This is a genomic window from Arthrobacter mangrovi, from assembly GCF_026011795.1.
Lineage (GTDB): Bacteria > Actinomycetota > Actinomycetes > Actinomycetales > Micrococcaceae > Crystallibacter > Crystallibacter mangrovi.
The window spans coordinates 51,229-65,788 of the sequence record NZ_BRVS01000002.1 but is presented as its reverse complement, the minus strand read 5'-3'; the positions used below and the strand labels follow the sequence as shown (position 1 = coordinate 65,788).

The window sequence follows — 14,560 nt, the reverse complement described above, 5'->3', positions numbered from 1 at the left end:
CGGCGGGGGCGGCCGGGTGCTCCTGTGTTTGGCGAGGCCGGACTCAGGAGGAACCATTATGTCTACGACCCCAGTCGACTCGACTGTTACCGGCCTCGCGAATCCGTACGAGGACCTCGAGGCCCAGCTGCGCGGCTACGCGATCAAGCCCGCGGACCCTGCCTATGACGAAGCCCGGGCGGTCTACAACGGCATGATCGACCGGCATCCTGCGGTCATTGTGCGCTGCGCCGACGCGGCGGATGTCGTCGCGTGCGTGCGCTTCGCGCGCCAGCACTCGCTGGAAGTTGCCGTTCGCGGAGGCGGTCACAATGCGGGTGGCCTCGGCGTGTGGGACGGCGCGCTGGTCATCGACCTGTCGCTGATGCGCGGCACCACTGTCGATCCGGCCAACCATGTGGTCAGGGTCGACGGCGGCTGCCTCTGGAAGGACGTCGACCATGCGACCGTGCCATTCGGCATGGCGGCGCCGGCGGGCACGGTCGCCTCGACCGGCGTCGGCGGACTCGCCCTCGGCGGCGGCGTCGGCCACCTGACTCGGCGCTACGGCCTGACCGTTGACAACCTGCTCAGCGCCGATGTGGTGCTGGCGGACGGCTCGCTGGTCACCGCAGACACAGAACACCATCCCGACCTGTTCTGGGCGCTGCGGGGCGGCGGCGGCAATTTCGGCGTGGTGACCTCGTTCCGCTTCCGCTGCCATGACGTCGGTGAAAATGGAATCGTCATCGCCGGGCCGGTCTTTTACGACATCGCCGATATCGGCGACGTGATGCGCTGGTACCGGGAATTCCTGCCGGCCCAACCGAGGGAACTCAACGGCTGGATCGGCATCGCGCGGGTCCCGTCCATTCCGCTGTTCCCGGAGGAGATCCATGACCGCAGGGTGTGCATGATCATCTGGTCCTACACCGGGCCGCACGCCGACGCCGAGCGGGTTCTGGCGCCGGTCCGCGGGTTCGGGAACCCCCTGCTCGTTGGCCTGCAGAACATGCCGTTCACGGCCCTGCAGTCGCTGTTCGACCCCCTGGTGCCTGCGGGCCTGCAGTGGTACTGGAAGGCCGACTTCGTCACTGAGCTGTCGGACGAGGCGATCGAGATCCACCGGAAGTACGGGGAAGCCATCCCGACCGAGTTGTCAACCATGCACATGTATCCGATCAGCGGCGCGGCGCAAGAGGTGCCCACGGGCGATACGGCCTTTGCCTACCGCGGCGGCGGATGGGCCGGCGTCATCGGCGGCATCGACCCCGATCCCGCCAACGCCCAACTGATCTCGGACTGGGCAAAGGTCTACTGGGAGGAGCTGCATCCAACGTCGGCCGGCGGAGCGTACATCAACTTCATCATGGACGAAGGCCCGGAACGGGTCAGGGCGTCCTACCTAGAGAACTTCGAACGGCTGGCCCGGGTGAAGGCACAGTACGATCCGGACAACGTCTTCCATATCAACCAGAACATCCCGCCAGCGGCTGACTGATGCGCGGCTGGCCTTCGGCATGCCGCTAAGCTGGCGGCATGCTGAAGGTTGGACTGACGGGCGGGATCGCGGCCGGGAAATCGCTGGTGGCGCGGCGGCTGAGCGAGCGCGGGGCGGTCCTGGTGGATGCGGACGTCCTGGCCCGCGAAGTGGTGGAGCCGGGGACCGACGGCCTTGCCGCCATAGCCGCGGCCTTCGGCCCCCAGGTGATTAACGACGACGGCGGGCTGGACCGTGCGGCGCTGGGCGCCATTGTCTTCGGAGACCAGGCCAAGCGGGAGCAGCTCAATGCGATTGTGCATCCGCTGGTGCGGGCCCGTTCGGCGCAGCTGGTGGCGGAGGCCGGGCCCGGGTCCATCGTCGTCCAGGACATCCCGCTCCTGGTGGAGACCGGGCAGGGGGCCGGTTTCCACCTCGTGCTCGTCGTGGACGCGCCGGAGGAGACCCGGGTCCGCCGCATGGTGGACCTGCGCGGCATGACGCCCGAGGACGCGCGGTCCCGCATAGCGGCCCAGGCGACCGCGGAGCAGCGGCGGGCGGCCGCGGACGTCGTGCTGGACAACGTGTCGAGCGCCGGCGACCTGCTCGCCGCGGTGGACCGGCTGTGGGACGAGCGGCTCGTGCCCTTTGCGGAGAACCTGCAGGCGGAACGGGCGGCACCCCGCGACGGGGGTCCGCAGCTGGTCGATCCGGACCCGCAGTGGCGGCACCAGGCCCGCCGGCTGGCCGCGAGGATCGCGGCTGCGGACAGCCGCGTCCTGGGCGTGGCCCACGTCGGCTCCACGTCCGTCCCGGGCCTGCCGGCCAAGGACGTCATCGACCTGCAGGTGTCCGTGGCGACCCTGGCGGATGCGGATGGGATAGCCGCAAACCTCGCCGCGGCCGGATTCCCGCGCTGGCCGGGCCAGTGGCGGGATTCACCGAAGCCGTCCTGCCCGGATCCTGCGGCGTGGGAGAAGCGGATGCACTGCAACGCCGACCCGGGCCGTGCGGCCAACGTCCACGTCCGGGTGCAGGGGTCGCCCGGCTGGTGTTACGCCCTGGGCTTCCGGGACTGGCTGCGGGCCGAGGCTCCGGTGGCGGCCGAGTACCTGGCGGAGAAGCGGCGGCTGGCCGAACTGCATGCGGGGGACCGGTCGATCGGCCGCTACGCCAAGGACAAGGACGAGTGGTTCACGGACACGGCGGAGCCGCGGCTCCAGGAATGGATCCGCGGCTCCGGTTGGCGGCCCGAGGAGGCCGCCGCCTTCTAAGCCGGACTTGGTCCGGGTGCGGCGTGCGCGCGTCAGCGTCCGGCTTCGGCGCGGTCCCGCTCGATGCTTGGAATCTCCGTGCCGCGGATCGAGCAGCCCGCGGTCTCCGGGACGAACTTGAGCGCAATAGCGCCCACGACGCAGGCGACCATCATGTAGTAGGCGGGGACCAAAGTATCGCCCGTCGACTCGATGAGGAGCTCGTTCACCAGCGGGGCGGTGCCGCCGAAGAGCGCCGTCGCCACGTTGTAGGTGATGGCGAAGCCGGCGTAACGGACCTGGGTGGGGAACATGGCCGGGAACGTCGCGGAGATCGTGGCCAGCTGCAGCACGTACAGCAGGCCCAGCACGGCGAAGCCGATCAGCGCCGCGCCGAAGTTGATCCGCATCAGCAGGTACATCGGGATGGCGGCAACGAACAGGCCGCCCAGCGAGGCCCACCACATGGGCTTCCGGCCGACCTTGTCCGAGATCCGTCCGGCGAAGGGGATCACGACCATCATGGCCAGCTGTCCCAGCAGCGTCAGCGTGAGCGCGCTGTTTGCCGAGAGGTTGATCTCGGTCTGCAGATAGGTCGGCATGTAGCTGAGCAACGTGTAGTTGGTGACGTTCAGGGCGATGACCAGGCCGCCCATGGTCAGCAGAGGCTTCCAGTACTTGACGACCAGGTCCTTCAACTCGGTCTTGGCGCTGGATTCCTCCTGATGGTGGTCCTCCAGGTCCCGGAACACGGGAGTGTCCTCGAGCTTGGTCCGCAGGTAGAGGCCGATCACGCCCATCGGGCCGGCTACCAGGAACGGCAGCCGCCAGCCCCATTCGGTCATGGCTTCCTGGCCGAGGATGATCTGGAAGAAGAGTACCAGCGCGGTGCCGAGCACAAAGCCGAACAGCGTCCCGAACTCCAGGAAGCTGCCAAAGAACCCGCGCTTCTTGTCCGGCGAATACTCTGCCATGAACGTGGCGGCTCCGCCGTACTCGCCGCCGGTGGAGAAACCCTGCACCATGCGCAGGATGATGAGCAGGATCGGCGCCCAGATGCCGATCATGTCGTAGGTGGGCAGCAGGCCGATGGCGAACGTCGCGCCCGCCATCAGGATGATGGTCAGCGCGAGGATGGACTTGCGCCCGATGCGGTCGCCCAGCGGGCCCCAGACGAGTCCGCCGAGCGGGCGGACCAGGAAGGAGATGGCGAATGTTGCCAGCGCGAAGGCCACGCCGCCCTCGGTGGGGAAGAAGTTCGCCGTGATGTAGGTGACGGCCACGGCGTAGATGCCGTAGTCGAACCACTCGGTCGCATTTCCCATGGCGGATGCACCGATCGCCTTGCGGATGGTCCGCCGGCCTTCGAGCGTGTCCATAGTGGGAGCGGCATACCGCGGCTCGGGCTCCCTGCCGGTTCCTCCTGCCGGGCCGTCCGGGATCCGCCGGCCGGCGTTGTCCTCCGGTGAGTATTGGTCGCTTGGCATTTTCTCTCCATCCAGGTGTACGGCCCCCGCGGGCGCCACCTTCTTTTCGGTTCGATGCGGCGTTTAGGTCACAGTATCCGCTTGTCAGCGGCATGAACCAAGCAAATCGCCGCGATTTGTGCCGATTGATCAGTTTGCTTAGGCTTCGCGCGGGCGCGGGTGAAGCTACGCGACCCCGACTTCGGCTCCGGCAGTTCAGCCCCTAGCAATCACGGACCCGCGCTGGCCGCATTCGGGTCTACCGTTAACACCATGAGCCTTGCCCAGGACATCAAACGCGTCGTTGCCCCGTTCGAAGTGATCAGCGAATACCAGCCGGCCGGCGACCAGCCGACCGCCATCAAGGAGCTCGCGGAACGCATCCAGGCGGGAGAGAAGGACGTCGTCCTGCTGGGCGCCACCGGTACCGGCAAGAGCGCGACGGCGGCGTGGCTGATCGAAAAGGTGCAGCGCCCGACACTGGTGATGGTGCAGAACAAGACGCTGGCCGCCCAGCTGGCGAACGAGTTCCGCGAACTCCTGCCCAACAACGCCGTGGAGTACTTCGTCTCGTACTACGACTACTACCAGCCGGAGGCCTATGTGCCGCAGACGGACACCTTCATCGAGAAGGACTCGTCCGTCAACGAGGAAGTGGAACGCTTGCGGCACTCGGCGACGAATGCGCTGCTGACCCGGCGGGACGTCGTCGTTGTTGCCACGGTCTCCTGCATCTACGGCCTGGGTACCCCGGAAGAGTACGTCGCCGGAATGGTGACGCTGCGCCGCGGCGAGGAAGTCAACCGGGACGAGCTGCTCCGCCGTTTTGTGGCGATGCAGTACGTCCGCAACGACGTGGACTTCCACCGCGGGACGTTCCGGGTCCGCGGCGACACGGTGGAAATCATCCCGATGTACGAGGAACTGGCGCTGCGGATCGAGTTCTTCGGGGACGAGATCGAGGCGATCCACACGCTGCACCCGGTGACGGGCGAGGTGCTGCGCGAAGAGAACGAGATGTACATCTTCCCGGCCTCGCACTACGTGGCCGGGCCGGAGCGGATGAGCCGGGCGGTCAAGGCCATCGAGGATGAGCTGCAGGAGCGGCTGGAGACCCTCGAGTCGCAGAACAAGCTTGTCGAGGCCCAGCGGCTGCGGATGCGCACCACCTACGACCTGGAAATGATGCAGCAGATGGGCTTCTGCAACGGCATCGAGAACTACTCGCGGCACATCGACGGGCGCGGTCCGGGGACCGCCCCGCACTGCCTGCTGGACTATTTCCCGGACGACTTCCTGCTGGTCATCGACGAATCCCACGTGACGGTGCCGCAGATCGGCGCCATGTACGAGGGAGACATGTCGCGCAAGCGGACGCTGGTGGAGCACGGTTTCCGGCTGCCCTCGGCGATGGACAACCGGCCGCTGAAGTGGGACGAGTTCCTTGAACGGATAGGGCAGACCATCTACCTGTCCGCGACGCCGGGCAAGTACGAGCTGGGCAAGTCGGACGGCTACGTCCAGCAGATCATCCGGCCTACCGGGCTTGTCGATCCGGAGGTGATCGTCAAGCCGACCAAGGGCCAGATCGACGACCTGCTGGGCGAGATCAACCTGCGGGTGGAGCGGGACGAGCGCGTCCTGGTGACGACGCTGACCAAGCGGATGGCGGAGGACCTCACCGACTACCTGCTGGAGCATGGCGTCAAGGTGCAGTACCTGCATTCCGACGTCGACACCCTCCGGCGCGTGGAGCTGCTGCGGGAACTGCGGCTGGGCACCTTCGATGTGCTGGTGGGCATCAACCTGCTGCGCGAGGGGCTGGACCTTCCGGAGGTCTCGCTGGTCAGCATCCTCGACGCTGACAAGGAAGGCTTCCTGCGCAGCAGCACCTCGCTCATCCAGACCATCGGCCGCGCCGCGCGTAACGTGTCGGGCCAGGTGCATATGTACGCAGACCGGATCACCGACTCGATGGAGCACGCCATCGAAGAGACCAACCGGCGCCGGGCCATCCAGCTGGCGTACAACAAGGAGCACGGCGTCGATCCGACGCCGCTGCGCAAGCGCATTGCGGACATCACGGACCAGCTGGCCCGCGAGGACGCGGACACGAACGCGCTGCTGGGCGACTTCGACTACGGCAAGGGCAAGCGCGGCTACTCCGCCGCCAAACCGAAGGACAAGGCAGGCACTGCCGGTGCTGCCAGCGCGAAGGTGCGCCAGGACGGCCTGGCGGCAGCGCCCGCCGAGGACCTGGCCGGCATGATCGAGCAGATGACGGAGCAGATGCACGCCGCGGCCGCCGAACTGCAATTCGAACTCGCGGCGCGGATCCGGGACGAAGTAGGAGAGCTGAAGAAGGAACTGCGGCAGATGCGCTCTGCCGGCCATGCCTGAGGCCGGCAGAGCGTGCTGTACACTTGTCCGAGCGTAGGGGAGTATCCCGAACACTGCGGACGTCAACACGCGGGGCATCGAGGCCCTGCCGGGCGCAGTGGCCTGACCGGAAACCGGGGGCGGAGAGACTTGCGGCGAACACCCGTACCCCCGCGCGGCGACACCGCGCGGCATCACCTGTGAAAGGCAAGGTTCCGTGTCGGACCAATTATCCCTGCCCTTCGAGATCACCTCATTCGTGGTCTTGGGCGCTATCCTTTTGTTCGACCTGCTCTATGTGGTCAAGCGGCCGCACGAGCCGTCCATGAAGGAAGCCGGCCTCTGGGTCGGCTTCTATGTGGCCCTGGCGCTGATCTTTGCCGGGATGCTGTTCTGGCAGGCCGGCCCTGACTACGGCCAGGAGTTCGTGGCAGGCTGGATCACCGAGTACAGCCTCAGCGTGGACAACCTGTTCGTCTTCATCATCATCATGGCCAGGTTCTCGGTGCCGAGGAAGTACCAGCAGGAAGTGCTGATGTTCGGCATCATCATCGCGCTGGTCCTTCGCGGCATCTTCATTCTGCTGGGCGCCACCGTCATCACCCACTTCAGCTGGGTCTTCTACATCTTCGGCGCCTTCCTGCTCTGGACCGCCTGGAAGCAGGCCACCGACTCCGGCGAGGACGAGGAGCAGGAGAGCGGCCTGGTCCAGAAGCTGACCAAGAAGCTGCCGGTCAGCGAGAACTTCGACGGCAACAAGCTGCGGACCACGGTGAACGGCAAGCGCATGTTCACGCCCATGGTCATGGTCTTCATCACGATCGGCATGACGGACCTGCTCTTCGCGGTGGACTCGATTCCGGCGATCTTCGGCCTGACGCAGAGCGCGTTCATTGTCTTCACCGCGAACATTTTCGCGCTGATGGGCCTGCGCCAGCTCTACTTCCTGCTCGGCGGCCTGATGGACCGCCTGGTCTACCTGAAGCACGGCCTCTCCGTGATCCTCGCCTTCATCGGCGTAAAGCTGATCTTCCACGCCCTGCACGAGAACGAGCTGCCGTTCATCAACGGCGGCCAGCACGTCGAGTGGATCCCGGACATCTCGACCGGGCTGTCGCTCGGCGTGATCATCGGCACCCTGGTCGTCGCCACGGTGGCCAGCCTGCTCAGCCCGGCCGCCAAGCAGGCCAAGATCGACGCAGAGCTCGCTGCGGACATCGAGGCCAGCCGGCACCCGGAGGAGAAGGCACGCATCGACGAGCGGTAGCCAGTATGGCATTCCTTCGGCTGGAATCCGTGGCGGCTTAGCCTCGCCGCGGATTCCCCGGAAAGCGACGCGGCGCTGAAGGGGCGGCAGGATTACCTGCCGCCCCTTCAGCGCCGCAGTGTTTTAACGATGGCCCCGGCCCGGCTAGGCAGGCTGTCTGGAGGCCCCCGAGCCGTTGCGCACCATGGCGAGGAGTCGGCGGAAGATGGCCTCGCCGTCGTCGGAAATCCCGTCATGGTGGAAGTCCGCCGTCTCCCAGACCTGCAGGTTAGCCACCCGGGCCGCCGTCTCCAGCGAGAGGTCGCGGTCCACGTAGATGTCGTCGCGGTACACCGCGGCAGCCGCGGGAACACGGTTTGCGGCGAGCCGGTCCAGGTCGTAGAGGGCCGGCCAATCCTGCTTGGCGGCCAGCAGGCCGGCGGTGGCGCGGAGCGGAACCAAGGCCGGGTCCTCCTCGAAGTACCAGGGGTAGACCATCTCCCCGGTCAGCAGCAGGTCCCCGGCCTCCGGCAGGAACTGCGGGTAGCTCTCCAGCACCCGCCAGGCCGACCAGTCGCTGGCCTCGTGCTGGGCGTAGATGGATTCGTGCATGAGCGCGTAGAGCGGGTTCGAGGCCCGGCCGGCCAGCTGGCCCAGTTGCTCCAGGAAGCCGTCGGACAGCCTGGGGCCCTCGGGCGTGGCGGTGAAGGCGTCCTCGAGGAGGTAGTGGAGCGCGTCGAAGCGGGTGTTGCCGCCGAGGAACGAGCCGGCCATCTGGAAGCGCCGGACGCTGAGGCGTTCGCCGGTGGGCAGGTGTTCCGGCACGTCCGCCAGGTGCCGGGCAATGCGGTTCACCACGGCGCGGTCCTGCGGATAGCGTTCGAAGTACTCCGCATTGCGCGCCTCGACCCGCTGGAACGTGGCCTTGTAGACGCGGTCCGGGTGTCCGGCCAGCGGGGCGAGCCCGCCCGTGAGCAGTGCCTCGCGGAGTCCCTCGGGCGCGAAGGACAGGTAGCTGAGCGTGCAGAAGCCGCCGTAGCTCTGGCCGAACACCGTCCACGGACCGCTGCCCAGGGCCCGGCGGATCAGCTCGGCGTCCGCCACAATGGAATCGGCCCGGAAGTGCGTCAGGTACTCCGCCTGCGCCGTGGCGTCGCCGCGGGCCGGCAGAGTCTGGCGGTTCACGGGGGAGGAGAGTCCCGTCCCGCGCTGGTCCAGCATCAGGATGCGGAAGTGCCGGGCCGCCTCCTTCATCCAGCCGCTCAGCGAGGTGACGCGGTTGCCGCGGCCCCCGGGTCCGCCCTGCAGGAACAGCAGCCACGGCAGGTCCCGGACGGAGTCGTGCTCCGGCGAGGTGTATTCGCGTGCAAACACCTCAATCGTTCCGCGGGACGGGTCGGCGTGGACGAGCGGCACGGTGAAGAAGTGCTCCACGGTCCGCACCCCGCGCATGCGGTGCTCCGCACCGATCCGGTGCCCGGCGCCGTCGTGCATTAGGCCCGCACTCCGGCCGGGCTGGCCGCGCCGAAGTCCTGCAGCGCCTGGCCGGTGAGGCGGAAGGTCGACCATTCGTCCTGCGGGCGGGCACCGAGGCTGCGGTAGAAGCCGATTGAGGGTTCGTTCCAGTTCAGCACGGACCATTCCACCCGGGCGTAGCCGTTGTCGACGGCGTGGCGCGCCAGCGTCTGCAGCAGCGCCTTGCCGTAGCCCGTCCCGCGCGCCTCCGGCCGCACGTAGAGGTCCTCCAGGTAGAGGCCGTGCACGCCTTCCCAGGTGGAGAAGTTCCGAAACCACAGGGCGAAACCCTGGATGCCGCCGTCGTCCTCGGCCACATGTGCGAAGACGGCGGGGCTGGCGCCGAACAGGGCGTCGCGGAGCTGCGCTTCGGTGGTCTTGACGGCGTCCGGCTCCTTTTCATAGACGGCGAGCTCCCGGATCAGTTCCAGGATGACGGGGACATCTGCTTCTGCGGCGGGGCGGATTCGGCTCATGACTGGCATCCTATTCACAGCTGGCCGACGGCGGTAATCCGGACCGCGGCGGACCCCAGCTCGTCCGAGGCGGCGAGGTCGACGACCGCGCTGATGCCCCAGTCGTGGTCGCCGGCCGGGTCGTCGAAGATCTGGCGGACTTTCCACTCGGTCGGTCCCGTTTCGATGGACAGGTACTGCGGGCCGCGCGCGTCCGGCCCGACGCCCAGGTCGTCGTGGGCGTCGAAGTACGCGTCCATGGCGTCCGCCCAGCGGTCCGCATCCCAGCCCGCGTCGGCGTCCAGTTCCCCGAGGGCCTCTTCGTTTTCGGCCTCGAACAGCTCGACGCGGCGGAACAGCTCGTTGCGGACCATGACACGGAAGGCCCGGACGTTGTCCGTGAGCTTCGGCGGGGCCTCCGTGAGGACCGACTGGTGGGCGTGCTCCGCCGCGAGGTCGGCCGCGGAAACGCCGGCGGCGAGTTCCTCCCACTCGTCCAGGAGGCTGGAATCCACCTGCCGGACCAGTTCGCCGAGCCAGGCGATGATGTCTTCGAGGTCCTCGCGCAGGGCTTCCGTCGGCACCGTCTGCCGGAGGGCCTTGTAGCCGTCGGTGAGGTAGCGCAGCAGGATGCCTTCGGAACGCGCGAGGCCATAGAACTGGACGTACTCGCTGAAGTTCATCGCGCGCTCGTACATGTCCCGGATGACGGACTTGGGCGCCAGCTCGAAGTCGCCCAGCCAGGGCGCGCCCTTGCGGTAGACGTCGAAGGACTGCTGGAGCAGCTCGCCCAGCGGCTGCGGATAGGTGACCTCGTCCAGCAACGCCATCCGCTGCTCGTACTCGATGCCCTCGGCCTTCATCGCCGCCACGGCCTCGCCGCGGGCCTTCTTCTCCTGGGCGGAGAGCACCTGGCGCGGCTGCTCGAGGATGGCCTCGATGGCGGACACGACGTCCAGGGCGTATGAGCCGCTTTCGGGGTCGAGCAGCTCCAGGCTCGCCACCGCGAAGGGGGACAGCGGCTGGTTGAGCGCGAAGTTCGGCTGCAGGTGGACCTTGAGGCGGACCCGGCGGCCGGAGGCATCGGGCTCGTCCAGCCGTTCCACCAGGCCGGAGGCGACGAGTTCCCGGTAGATGCCGAGCGCCCGCTTGATCAGCTTGAGCTGGGCGGCGCGGGTCTCATGGTTTTCGGTCAGCAGCCGCTTGGCGGCGGCAAACGGATCACCGGGCCGTTCCAGCAGGTTCAGCAGCATGGCGTGCGTGACGGTGAAACTCGAAGACAGCGGTTCGGGATCGCTCTCCACCAGCTTGTTGTACGTGGACTCGCCCCAGGTGACGAAACCGGCCGGCGGCTTCTTCTTCACTACCTGGCGCAGTTTTTTCTGGTCGTCGCCGAACTTGGCCACCGCCTTGGCCATCGCCTTGGCGTTTTCCACGACGTGTTCCGGGGCCTGGACGACGACGGTGCCCGCCGTATCGTAGCCGGCGCGGCCCGCGCGGCCGGCGATCTGATGGAATTCCCGGGCGTTGAGCAGCCTGGTTCGGACGCCGTCGTACTTGCTCAGGGCCGTCATGAGGACCGTGCGGATCGGGACGTTGATGCCCACCCCCAGGGTGTCGGTGCCGCAGATGACTTTCAGCAGGCCTGCCTGCGCCAGCTGCTCCACGAGGCGCCGGTACTTGGGGAGCATGCCCGCGTGGTGCACCCCGATGCCGTGCCGGATCAGGCGGTTCAGCGTCTTCCCGAAGCCCGGCGCGAAGCGGAAGCCGCCGATCAGCTCCGCGATCCGGTCCTTCTCTTCGCGGGTGCAGACGTTGATGCTCATCAGGTTCTGCGCCCGTTCGATGGCCTCGAGCTGGCTGAAGTGGACCACGTAGACCGGCACCTGGCGGGTGCTGAGCAGCTCCTCGAGGGACTCCTGCACCGGCGTCTGCACATAGTAGTAGTGCAGCGGGATCGGCCGTTCCGCCGAGCTGACCGTGGTGGAGGGCCGGCCGGTGAGCTCCGTCAGCCCGCGCTCGAAGCGTGTCACGTCGCCCAGCGTGGCGGACATCAGCAGGAACTGGGCCTGCGGCAGCTCGAGCAGCGGCACCTGCCAGGCCCAGCCGCGCTGCGGGTCCGAATAGAAGTGGAACTCGTCCATGATCACGGTGCCCAGGTCCGCCGCGGCGCCCTCGCGCAGGGCGATGTTGGCGAGGATCTCGGCCGTGCAGCAGATCACCGGGGCGTCCGGGTTGACCGACGAGTCGCCCGTGACCATGCCGACGTTGTCCGGCCCGAAGATGTCGCACAGAGCGAAGAACTTCTCCGAGACCAGCGCCTTGATCGGGGCCGTGTAGTAGCTGCGCGTCCCGCCGGCCATCGCGTGGAAATGCGCCGCAATCGCCACCATCGACTTGCCCGAGCCGGTGGGCGTGGCCAGGATGACGTTGTTGCCCGTCACCAGCTCCATGACGGCCTCGTCCTGCGCCGGATAGAGCGACATCCCGCGGTGCTCCGTCCACTCCACGAAAGCGGTGTAGATGTCGTCCGGGGTGGAAGTGTCGGCTGCGCTCAGCTGGTCAAGTAGGTTCATCGCCCTACCAGCCTATCGGCCTTCCGCGGTACTACGCTGGCCTTGCATGCCCCGGCACGCCAACAGGCCCCGGCAGACCCGGCAGACCCGACAGACGGAGGAACTCGTCCATGTTCACGTGGGATCCGGCCAAGTACGCCGAATATACGGACGAGCGGAGCCGCCCGTTCTTCGACCTGACGGCGAGGATCCTCCATCCGGACCCGCGGCTGGTCGTGGACCTCGGCTGCGGCAACGGCGAGCTGACCGGCTCTCTGGCCCGGCGCTGGCCCGCCGCCCAGGTGACCGGCGTGGACTCCTCCGCGGAGATGGTCCGGACCGCCCGGGCCCGGAACGTCCTGCCCAACCTCGGCTTCCGCATCGGAGACATCGGCGACTGGATGCCGCCTGCCGGCCTGGACGTGCTCGTCTCCAACGCCGCCTTCCAGTGGGTGCCGCAGCACCGCACCCTGCTGCGGCAATGGGCGCAGCAGCTGGAACCCGGTGCGTGGATCGGCTTCCAGGTTCCGGGGAACTTCGGCGCGCCGTCGCATGTGCTGATGCGGGACCTCGCGGCGTCCGGCCGCTGGAAGCAGCGGCTGGACGGCGTGCTGCGCCACGAGGACGCGGTAGGGGAGCCGGCCGAGTATCTGGGGCTCCTGCAGGATGCCGGGTACGACGGCGATGCCTGGGAAACGACGTACCTGCACCTATTGCAGGGGGAGGACCCGGTGCTGGACTGGGTACGCGGCACGGGCCTGCGCCCCGTCCTCGCGGCTCTTGCAGGGCAGGAGGCGGCCGAGTTCGAGGCCGAGTATGCTGCCGAACTGCGGGCCGCCTATCCGCAGGGAACGCACGGGACGGTCTACCCCTTCCGGCGCATCTTCTGCGTGGCGCGGAAGCGCTGAGCGGACTGCCGGGAAGCGGCTGCGGCCGGACCGGGCTACCAGCCTCGCTCGCGCCACTCGGGCAGGTGCGGGCGTTCCGCGCCGAGCGTGGTGCCCTTCCCATGCCCCGGGTGCACGACCGTGTCGTCCGGGAGGTACCCGAAAACGCGCTCCTCGACGTCGTTCATCAGCGACGTGAAGCGGGCGGGATCCTTCTGCGTGTTCCCGACGCCGCCGGGGAACAGGGAATCGCCGCTGAAGAGGTGCGCCGGGCCGTCCGGGTCGCGGTACAGCAGGGCAACCGAGCCGGGCGTGTGGCCGCGCAGCTTGATGGCCTCGAGCGTTATCCCGTCGACCTCGACGGGGTCGCCGTGGTTGAGCGCCAGGTCGACGGGCACGTCGATGTCCGGTACGTCCTCGGCTCCGGCCGCGCTGCGGGCGCCCGTGGCCTCGACGGTTTCCGCGAGGGCGCGGACATGGTCCCAGTGGCTGTGCGTCGTCACGACGAGCGCGACCTTTGCCTCCGCCGCAGTGTCCGCGGCGCCGTCGGCGAACAGCCGGCGGATCGCGGGCAGATCGTCGGCGGCGTCGATGAGCACCTGGGCGCCGGTCTGCTTCGACGTGAGCAGGTAGACGTTGTTGTCCATCTCGCTGACGGACGCTGAACGGATGGTGATGTCCCGAAGATCCCACATGGGGCCAGTCTAAGCACGTGGCCCGGGCACCGCGGAAGAGCAGGCCGCGACCCGTGCCCTCGGGTCCGCCCGGCCGCCGCCTCCGGGAGGAGCCTTGGAGGGGCGGGTGCGTCCGGAATCACGGGGTGCGCCGAGAGTGAAACGCCTTGCCCGGCGGCGCGGCCCCGGCATAGATTCAATGGGTTGTGTATCGGGCGCGCGGAAGGGTGGACAGCGGATGGAGGCCGACCAATTCGACTGGCGGCTCGACAAGGAAAGCTCCGTTGCGCTCTACGAACAACTGCGCCTGCGCATCATCGAAGCGGCGGACGACGGTGAGCTTGCGGTGGGCACCAAGCTGCCGCCGGTGCGCCGGCTGGCGGACCATCTGGGCATCGTGCCGCACACGGTAGCGCGGGCCTACCGGGAACTCGAGACCGCCGGGCGGGTCAAGACCGCCGGGCGCGCGGGCACCGTGGTCAGTGCCGGCGGGGACGAGACCGCCCGGCTGCTGGCGGAGGCCGCGGCCCGCTTCGCCGCCGTCGCCAGGTCCCAGGGCGTGGAGACCCGAACCGCACTGGCCGCGGTGAAGGCCGCGCTCGAGGGCTGATCCGCCGGATCACAGCGGACGGGTCCCGTCCGCAGCTCCGGGCCTCCGGAACCCCTGGTTA

The 14,560-nt window shown here is 68.0% G+C and carries 11 protein-coding genes; 6 read left to right on the top strand and 5 right to left on the bottom strand.

What is annotated here, in order from left to right:
- The first annotated feature begins 58 nt into the window (after nucleotides 1-58).
- On the top strand, nucleotides 59-1,480 hold the full coding sequence (locus AHIS1636_RS02450) for an FAD-binding oxidoreductase (protein ID WP_264794234.1): 1,422 nt from the start codon (nucleotides 59-61) through the stop codon (nucleotides 1,478-1,480).
- A gap of 38 nt (nucleotides 1,481-1,518) precedes the next feature.
- Nucleotides 1,519-2,733 (top strand): dephospho-CoA kinase, encoded by a 1,215-nt coding sequence (gene coaE, locus AHIS1636_RS02445; RefSeq protein ID WP_264794233.1) that lies wholly within the window; start codon nucleotides 1,519-1,521, stop codon nucleotides 2,731-2,733.
- A gap of 32 nt (nucleotides 2,734-2,765) precedes the next feature.
- Here coaE and AHIS1636_RS02440 read toward each other — a convergent pair whose 3' ends face one another.
- On the bottom strand, nucleotides 2,766-4,199 hold the full coding sequence (locus tag AHIS1636_RS02440; RefSeq protein ID WP_264794232.1) for an MFS transporter: 1,434 nt from the start codon (nucleotides 4,197-4,199) through the stop codon (nucleotides 2,766-2,768).
- 252 nt (nucleotides 4,200-4,451) lie between these two features.
- Here AHIS1636_RS02440 and uvrB point away from each other — a divergent pair, with 252 nt between their 5' ends.
- Nucleotides 4,452-6,578 carry an excinuclease ABC subunit UvrB gene (gene uvrB / locus AHIS1636_RS02435; RefSeq protein WP_264794231.1) on the top strand — a complete coding sequence of 709 codons (2,127 nt, stop codon included), beginning with the start codon at nucleotides 4,452-4,454 and terminating at the stop codon, nucleotides 6,576-6,578.
- Between the two features lie 196 nt (nucleotides 6,579-6,774).
- Nucleotides 6,775-7,824: a TerC family protein gene (locus tag AHIS1636_RS02430; RefSeq protein ID WP_264794230.1), complete on the top strand. Its 1,050-nt coding sequence runs from the start codon at nucleotides 6,775-6,777 to the stop codon at nucleotides 7,822-7,824.
- Between the two features lie 144 nt (nucleotides 7,825-7,968).
- On the opposite strand, the gene AHIS1636_RS02425 is transcribed toward AHIS1636_RS02430, so the two are convergent.
- From AHIS1636_RS02425 to AHIS1636_RS02415, 3 genes are read right to left on the bottom strand one after another with little or no spacing between them, the layout of a single operon-like run.
- Entirely contained in the window at nucleotides 7,969-9,297 is a 1,329-nt protein-coding gene (locus AHIS1636_RS02425) for an alpha/beta fold hydrolase (protein ID WP_264794229.1), read from the bottom strand.
- Nucleotides 9,297-9,794, bottom strand: a complete 498-nt coding sequence (locus AHIS1636_RS02420; protein WP_264794228.1) for a GNAT family N-acetyltransferase — start codon at nucleotides 9,792-9,794, stop codon at nucleotides 9,297-9,299. The genes AHIS1636_RS02425 and AHIS1636_RS02420 overlap by 1 nt, the downstream gene beginning before the upstream one ends.
- A gap of 14 nt (nucleotides 9,795-9,808) precedes the next feature.
- Nucleotides 9,809-12,349, bottom strand: coding sequence for a DEAD/DEAH box helicase (locus AHIS1636_RS02415; protein ID WP_264794227.1), 2,541 nt, complete (start codon nucleotides 12,347-12,349; stop codon nucleotides 9,809-9,811).
- 110 nt (nucleotides 12,350-12,459) lie between these two features.
- Here AHIS1636_RS02415 and AHIS1636_RS02410 point away from each other — a divergent pair, with 110 nt between their 5' ends.
- Nucleotides 12,460-13,236 carry a trans-aconitate 2-methyltransferase gene (locus AHIS1636_RS02410; RefSeq protein ID WP_264794226.1) on the top strand — a complete coding sequence of 259 codons (777 nt, stop codon included), beginning with the start codon at nucleotides 12,460-12,462 and terminating at the stop codon, nucleotides 13,234-13,236.
- A gap of 35 nt (nucleotides 13,237-13,271) precedes the next feature.
- Here AHIS1636_RS02410 and AHIS1636_RS02405 read toward each other — a convergent pair whose 3' ends face one another.
- Nucleotides 13,272-13,910: an MBL fold metallo-hydrolase gene (locus AHIS1636_RS02405; protein ID WP_264794225.1), complete on the bottom strand. Its 639-nt coding sequence runs from the start codon at nucleotides 13,908-13,910 to the stop codon at nucleotides 13,272-13,274.
- A gap of 217 nt (nucleotides 13,911-14,127) precedes the next feature.
- Here AHIS1636_RS02405 and AHIS1636_RS02400 point away from each other — a divergent pair, with 217 nt between their 5' ends.
- Nucleotides 14,128-14,499, top strand: coding sequence for a GntR family transcriptional regulator (locus AHIS1636_RS02400; RefSeq protein ID WP_264794224.1), 372 nt, complete (start codon nucleotides 14,128-14,130; stop codon nucleotides 14,497-14,499).
- The last annotated feature ends 61 nt before the right edge of the window (nucleotides 14,500-14,560 follow it).